At 72.4% G+C, this 6,154-nt stretch carries 8 protein-coding genes and 1 pseudogene; 4 read left to right on the top strand and 5 right to left on the bottom strand.

From position 1 onward, the window contains the following. Nucleotides 1-67: 67 nt before the first annotated feature. Both AC2CJA_RS22700 and AC2CJA_RS22695 read right to left on the bottom strand, forming a co-directional pair. Nucleotides 68-358, bottom strand: coding sequence for an MTH1187 family thiamine-binding protein (locus AC2CJA_RS22700; RefSeq protein ID WP_484604530.1), 291 nt, complete (start codon nt 356-358; stop codon nt 68-70). Further along, on the bottom strand, nt 355-729 hold the full coding sequence (locus AC2CJA_RS22695) for a DUF3817 domain-containing protein (RefSeq protein ID WP_241715929.1): 375 nt from the start codon (nt 727-729) through the stop codon (nt 355-357). Before AC2CJA_RS22695 ends, AC2CJA_RS22700 begins: the two co-directional genes overlap by 4 nt. 85 nt (nt 730-814) lie before the next feature. Between AC2CJA_RS22695 and AC2CJA_RS22690 the strand changes: the two genes are divergently transcribed. The 4 genes from AC2CJA_RS22690 (at nt 815) to AC2CJA_RS22675 (ending at nt 3,422) form a co-directional block, all read left to right on the top strand. Beyond that, a complete protein-coding gene (locus AC2CJA_RS22690) occupies nt 815-1,453 on the top strand; it encodes an AIM24 family protein (protein WP_484604529.1) in 639 nt (212 codons plus the stop codon). Next, complete coding sequence (locus AC2CJA_RS22685) at nt 1,453-2,103, top strand: AIM24 family protein (RefSeq protein WP_484604528.1); 651 nt, start codon at nt 1,453-1,455, stop codon at nt 2,101-2,103. Before AC2CJA_RS22690 ends, AC2CJA_RS22685 begins: the two co-directional genes overlap by 1 nt. After that, a complete protein-coding gene (locus AC2CJA_RS22680; RefSeq protein ID WP_484604527.1) occupies nt 2,100-2,879 on the top strand; it encodes an AIM24 family protein in 780 nt (259 codons plus the stop codon). Before AC2CJA_RS22685 ends, AC2CJA_RS22680 begins: the two co-directional genes overlap by 4 nt. Before the next feature lie 66 nt (nt 2,880-2,945). Beyond that, nucleotides 2,946-3,422: a MarR family winged helix-turn-helix transcriptional regulator gene (locus AC2CJA_RS22675; protein WP_484604526.1), complete on the top strand. Its 477-nt coding sequence runs from the start codon at nt 2,946-2,948 to the stop codon at nt 3,420-3,422. Between the two features lie 144 nt (nt 3,423-3,566). Here the strand turns inward: AC2CJA_RS22675 and AC2CJA_RS22670 are convergent, their stop codons facing one another. The 3 genes and pseudogenes from AC2CJA_RS22670 to AC2CJA_RS22660 all read right to left on the bottom strand — a co-directional run. Beyond that, nucleotides 3,567-5,102: a sensor histidine kinase gene (locus tag AC2CJA_RS22670; RefSeq protein WP_484604531.1), complete on the bottom strand. Its 1,536-nt coding sequence runs from the start codon at nt 5,100-5,102 to the stop codon at nt 3,567-3,569. Between the two features lie 64 nt (nt 5,103-5,166). Next, nucleotides 5,167-5,832, bottom strand: a complete 666-nt coding sequence (locus AC2CJA_RS22665) for a response regulator transcription factor (protein WP_484604525.1) — start codon at nt 5,830-5,832, stop codon at nt 5,167-5,169. A 156-nt stretch (nt 5,833-5,988) separates the two neighbouring features. Then, nucleotides 5,989-6,154, bottom strand: a pseudogene (locus AC2CJA_RS22660) (RNA-guided endonuclease TnpB family protein); the annotation flags it as partial.

The raw sequence follows: 6,154 nt of genomic DNA, 5'->3' as shown, positions 1-6,154 counted from the left end.
CCCCCACCGCCGCCGCCCCCCCGCCCCGCCCCCCCCCCCCCCCCCCCCCGGGCGGGGAGGGCGGCGGTCAGCCCAGATGCCGCTCGACGGTGGCGACCTTGGAGGTCAGACCGTCGGCGACCCCGGGGCGGATATCGGCCTTGAGGACGAGCGAGACGCGCGGTGCCCGGGCCTCGACGGCGGCCACCGCCCGCCGCACCACCTCCATGCACTCCTCCCACTCGCCCTCGATCGAGGTGAACATCGCGTCGGTACGGTTGGGCAGCCGCGACTCGCGGACCACCCGCACCGCGTCGGCGACGTACTCCCCCACGTCCTCACCCACTCCCAGCGGGGTGACGGAGAAGGCGACGATCACGCGTCCACCGCCCCCGTGCGGGGCCGCTCTTCCTGCCCGGCCCGCTCGGCACGGGCCCGGGCGGCGATCACGCTCGCCTCGGCCTCGCGGCGCAGCAGCCTGTCGGCGTAGAAACCGCCGCCGGGCAGCACCGAGCACGCGAAGTAGAGCGCGGCGCGGCTCATCGGCCACCTGGCGCGGTTCCAGGCGTCCAGCCAGAAGATCAGGTAGAGCACGAAGAGGGCGCCGTGGACGGCGCCCATCACCGGTACCGCGTTGAACTCGGTCGTGCGCTTGAGCACGGAGCACACCAGAAGCAGCAGGAAGGAGACCGCCTCCGGGGTGGAGACGAGCCGGAGGCGGCGGAGCGCCGAAGCGGTCTTGAGGTCCACGGGAGATCCTTTGTGAAGGGATGCACAAGCTCTGTCATTGTGGCAGGTCTCCCGCCGGACGCCCGTGTCCGGGTAGATTCGAGCCGTGGCTCAGTTCCGACTCCAAGGCGGCAAGGTCCTCGCCGTCGACCTGGCAGGCGACACGGTCAGGGCGAAGAACGGCTCGATGGTCGCCTACGACGGCCGGATGGCCTTCAGGAAACTCACCGGCGGCGGTGAGGGCCTGCGCGGCATGGTCACCCGCCGCCTCACCGGCGAGCAGATGGAGATGATGGAGGTGAAGGGGCAGGGCACCTGTTACTTCGCCGACCGCGCGAGCGACATCGGCCTGGTGGCGCTCCATGGACAGAAGCTCCATGTGGAGTCCAGCAACCTGTTGTGCGCCGACGGCTCCCTGCGCACCGGCACCGCCTTCACCGGGCTGCGCGGCGCCTCGCAGGGCAACGGCCTGTTCACCACCACCGTCGAGGGCACCGGCACGGCGGCGCTGATGTCGGACGGTCCGGCGGTGGTGCTGCGCGTCACGCCGCAGATGCCGCTCCAGGTGGACCCGGGGGCGTACGTGGCCCACACCGGCGATCTGCGGCAGGAGTTCCAGACGGGCGTGAACTTCCGGACCTTCATGGGCGAGGGGTCGGGCGAGTCCTTCCAGATCCGCTTCGAGGGCGAAGGGCTGGTCTACGTCCAGCCCAGCGAGCGGAACACGATCGGCGGTGACATCTGATGCCGTTCCGGGAGATCGGCTCCAAGATGGTCGAGGCCCGGGTGACGCCCGGGCAGCGGATGTTCAGCCAGCGCGGCGCGATGATCGCGTACAGGGGCGAGGTCTCCTTCACGCCCAGCATCCAGGGCGGTCAGGGCGGCATCGGCTCGATGATCGGGCGGCGGCTGGCCGGCGAGGCGACCGCGCTGATGACGGTCGAGGGCGACGGCACGGTGCTGTTCGGCCACGGCGGCCACCACGTCGAGGTGGTCGAACTGTCCGGCGACACCCTCTGCGTGGAGGCCGACCGACTGCTCGCCTTCGACGGGACGCTGGAGCAGGGCACGATGTTCATGGGCTCCCAGGGCGGGGTCATGGGCATGGTGCGCGGCCAGGTGACCGGACAGGGACTGTTCACCACGACGCTCTCCGGGCACGGCTCGGTGGCCGTGATGGCCCACGGCGGGGTGATCCGGCTCCCGATCACCCCGGGCCGCCCCGTCCACGTCGACCCGCAGGCGTACGTCGCCCACCACGGGGACGTACGCAACAAGCTCTCCACGGCGCTCGGCTGGCGGGACATGGTCGGGCGCGGCTCGGGCGAGGCGTTCCAGCTGGAGCTGTCCGGGCAGGGCGAGGTGTTCGTACAGGCCAGCGAGGAGAAGCTTTGAACGGTCCGATCGTCCACGACGCCCACACACTGCCGTCCAACGACAACGTCAACCCCTACACGTTCTGTGTGGACCTGTCGGACCGGTGGTTCCTGCAGAAGGGGAAGATGATCGCCTACTACGGGCAGATCACCTTCAACGGCATCGGCCACGGCCCCCTGGACCGGCTGGTCGCCGCCAGTTTCCACTCCCCGCTGCACGCCTCGGACTGGGTGGTCGCCGAGGGCAGGGGCAGGATGCTGCTCGCCGACCGGGCCTTCGACGTCAACTCCTACGACCTTCAGGACGGCAACCTCACCATCCGCTCGGGCAACCTGCTGGCCTTCGAGCCGAGCCTGGCTCTGAAGCAGTCGATCGTCCCCGGCTTCGTGACGCTGCTGGGGACGGGGAAGTTCGTGGCGGCCTCCAACGGCGAGGTGCACTTCGTGGAACCGCCGGTCCGGGTCGATCCGCAGGCGCTGGTCGGCTGGGCGGACTGTCCCTCGCCCTGCCACCACTACGACCACCAGTACATGCGCGGCGTGCTCGGCGGACTGCGGGCGATGACCGGGATCGGCGGTGTCTCCGGCGAGGAGCACCAGTTCGACTTCACCGGGGCGGGCACGGTGCTGATCCAGTCGACCGAGGTGCTGATGGAGGAACGGGACGCAGGCGCCCCGCCGCCGTCACAGCCCGGCGTTCCCGGTGCCGGCGGCGGGCACGCCGGGCGCGGCGGCCAGCAGACGCCACAGCTTCCCGGGCAGTTGGGCGACATCCAGCGCCGCTTCGGAATGTGACCGAATCGCTTCCTTCGGTGAGATCCGCGGCGAGAGGGCTCCCGGCCGCCGGGTAGAGTCCGGAGCATGGAGAGCGACAAGGGAACCCGCTGGCTGAGCGGAGAGGAGCAGCGCGCCTGGCGCGTCCACCTCGACGTCAACAGGCTCCTCACGCACCAACTGGAGCGGGACCTCCAGCCGTTCGGGCTGACCATGAACGACTACGAGATCCTGGTGAACCTCTCCGAGTCGGACGGCCACCGGCTGCGTATGAGCGATCTGGCCGCCGCCACCCTGCAGTCCAAGAGCCGCCTGTCCCACCAGATCACCCGCATGGAGAAGGCCGGGCTGGTGCGCCGGGAGAACTGTGAGTCCGACAGACGCGGGCTGTTCGCGGTGCTGACCGAGCACGGCTGGAAGACGATGCGCGAGGTGGCGCCGCACCACGTCTCCTCCGTGCGGCGCCACTTCGTCGACCTGCTCCCGCCCGGAGGGCTCGACGGGCTGCGCGGTTCGCTGGCCCCGGTCGCCGAGCACCTGCGGTCGCTGCGCGGGCGCGGCTGAGACGCCCCGTCAAACCTCAGCGCTCCGCGGGGAGTCCGTGGCGTACCCCCGGGGCGGGCAGCCGGGCTGCGCCCATCCGCCGCCTCCGCAGGCCGGCGGGGGCGGGACCGGCACCCTCGGCTGGATCGGCGACCACAACCTCCCCTAACGCCGCCCGGCGCCCCCCGCCGGGCTGCCCGGGGCGGGGCGGGCCGCAGCGGGCAGCCGCAGGGTGAACAGGGCACCGCCCTCGGCCGCCCGGCCGACGGTGAGGACGCCGCCGTGCCGGACCGCCACGTCACGGGCGATGGCCAGCCCCAGCCCGGCCCCGCCGTCGTCCCGGCTGCGCGCGTCGTCCAGCCGTACGAACCGCTCGAAGATCCTCTCCCGTTCCTCCCGCGGCACCCCGGCGCCGTCGTCGGCGACCTCCAGCACGGCCCGCCCGTGCTCGCGCCCCACCCGCACCCGGACGCGGGAGACCGCGTGGCGCCGGGCGTTGTCCAGCAGGTTGCCGAGCACCCGGGCGAGCTGGCCTCGTGAGCCCGTCACCTCCACCGGCTCCCCCTCCCCGCGGCCCTCCAGGACGACGGGGATCCGGTTCCCGGTGCGCTGTGCCAGCTCCTCGCGCACCAGGGCGTACAGGTCCACCCGCGCCTCCCCGGGGCGCTCCCCGGCGTCCAGGCGCGCCAGCAGCAGCAGATCGGCGGCGAGGTCCTGCAGCCGTACGGTGTCGTGGACCGCGCCGTCGATGTCGAGCAGCCCGGGGTGGGCGGCGGCGACCTCCAGCTGGGTGCGCAGGGAGGCGATCGGGCTGCGCAGTTCGTGCGAGGCGTCGGCGACGAAGCGGCGCTGCCGCTCGACGGACGCCTCCAGGGCGCTCAGGGTCTCGTTGGTGGTCCGTGCCAGGCGTGCGACCTCGTCCCGTGAGGGGGGTTCGGGCACGCGCCGGGACAGGTCGGTGCCGGCCGCGATGGCCGCCATCTCCCGCCGGATGCCCTCCACCGGGCGCAGCGCGCCCCGGGTGACCAGCCAGGTGACGCCGCCGACGACGGCGAGCAGAGCGGGCAGCCCGGCGAGCATGGTGCCGGTGACGGTCGAGACGGCCTCCTCCTGCTCGGCGAGGGAGGCCCCGGCGTAGACGGTGACGGGGACGCGGTCGCGGGTGACGCTCTGCACGGCGACCAGGCGGAAGTCCTGCGTCGCCACCGCCCGGGAGCGGTCGTAGGTCACCTCGCCGTCCCCGTCGACGGGCAGGGCGACCGTCCGGGTGACGCTGTTGCGGTCCACCGCCACGGGTTCGTCGGGCGGCGCCGGGGTGGCGTCGCCTCCGTCATCGTCGTCGTCCCGGTCGTCGTCCCGGTCGTCGTCCCCGTCATCGTCGTCGCTGTCGCCGCGGCCCGCCGGGGAGGGCGTGGCGGGCGTCTGCCGGGGCTTGTCGGGCCGGTTGAACCCGGCCACGGGTCCGCGTCCGCGCAGCGGCTCGCCGGCTCCGAGAACCTCACCGGAGGCGTCCACGACCTGCACAGGTTCGTCGTCGGCCAGCGCCTCCACTCCTCCCACCCCGGCCGCGGGCACGTCGGCGACCCCGGCGGCGACCTCGCGGGCGGTGGTCTCGGCGTGCAGCCGGGCGTTCTCGGTGAGGCCCCCGCGGAGCACCTCGACCACCGCGAACCCGGCCACCACCAGGGCCACCGCCGCCACGAGCGTGGCGCCGAGCGCGGCGCGCACCCGGACGGTGAGCCGGGCGAACGGGGAGAACGCGGGCCTACGCACCGGTCCTCGCCAGCCGGTATCCGGCGCCGCGCACCGTGGTGATCGCCGCGCTGCCCAGCTTGCGGCGCAGCGCGCTGACGTACACCTCGACGATGTTGACATCGCCCTCATAGGCGAAGTCCCAGACGTGTTCGAGGATCTCCGACTTGGAGACCACCTCCCCGGCGCGCACCGCCAGGTACTCCAGCACGGCGAACTCCTTGGCCGTCAGCGTCACTTCGCGCCCGTCCAGGGTCACCCGCCGCGCGGCGGGGTCCACGGTCAGCCCGCCCACCCGCAGTACGGACACCCCGCCCCTGGTGCGGCGGCGCAGCAACGCCCTCACCCGCGCGAGCAGCACCACGTAGGAGAACGGCTTGGTGAGGTAGTCGTCGGCGCCGGTGTCGAGGCCCTCGGCCTCGTCGTACTCGCCGTCCTTGGCGGTCAGCATCAGGATCGGTGTCTCGTCCCCGGCTGCGCGCAGGGCCGAGCAGACGCGGTAGCCGTTCATGCCCGGCAGCATGATGTCGAGGACGATCAGGTCGTACGAGCCCTCGGTGGCCCGGTGCAGCCCGTCCCCGCCGTCGTGGGCCACGTCGACGGCGAACCCCTCGGCCGTCAGGCCCCTGGCCAGCGACAGGGCGAGCCGCTTCTCGTCCTCCACGATCAGTACGCGCATGGGGTCAGCCTGCCAAAGACCACCTGAAGAGATCTTCAGGTGGTTTCAGGATGCCTTCAGCCGCGCCCTGCGACGGTGTTCCGCGTCAGACGCGAGATCCCGCCTCCGGGGAGGAAAACCACTTGACTTCCTCCCCCTCCTGAAGGAGGGGGATTCCTACGGCTCGCGCCGTGGGGTTTTCTGCTTCATCACCGACTGCCCGCCCGGAGTACTCCGTTGAGGTCTTACACCAGCTCCACAGACAGACGCCGTCAGCCCGACGGCCAGGATGTTCTTCGCCGCGTTCACGTCCCGGTCGTGGGTCGTCCCGCAGTCGCACGTC

Source organism: Streptomyces sp. ATLC9 (assembly GCF_057196705.1).
The sequence above is the reverse complement of the archived record's forward strand: the minus strand, read 5'-3'. Positions and strand labels throughout refer to the sequence as shown.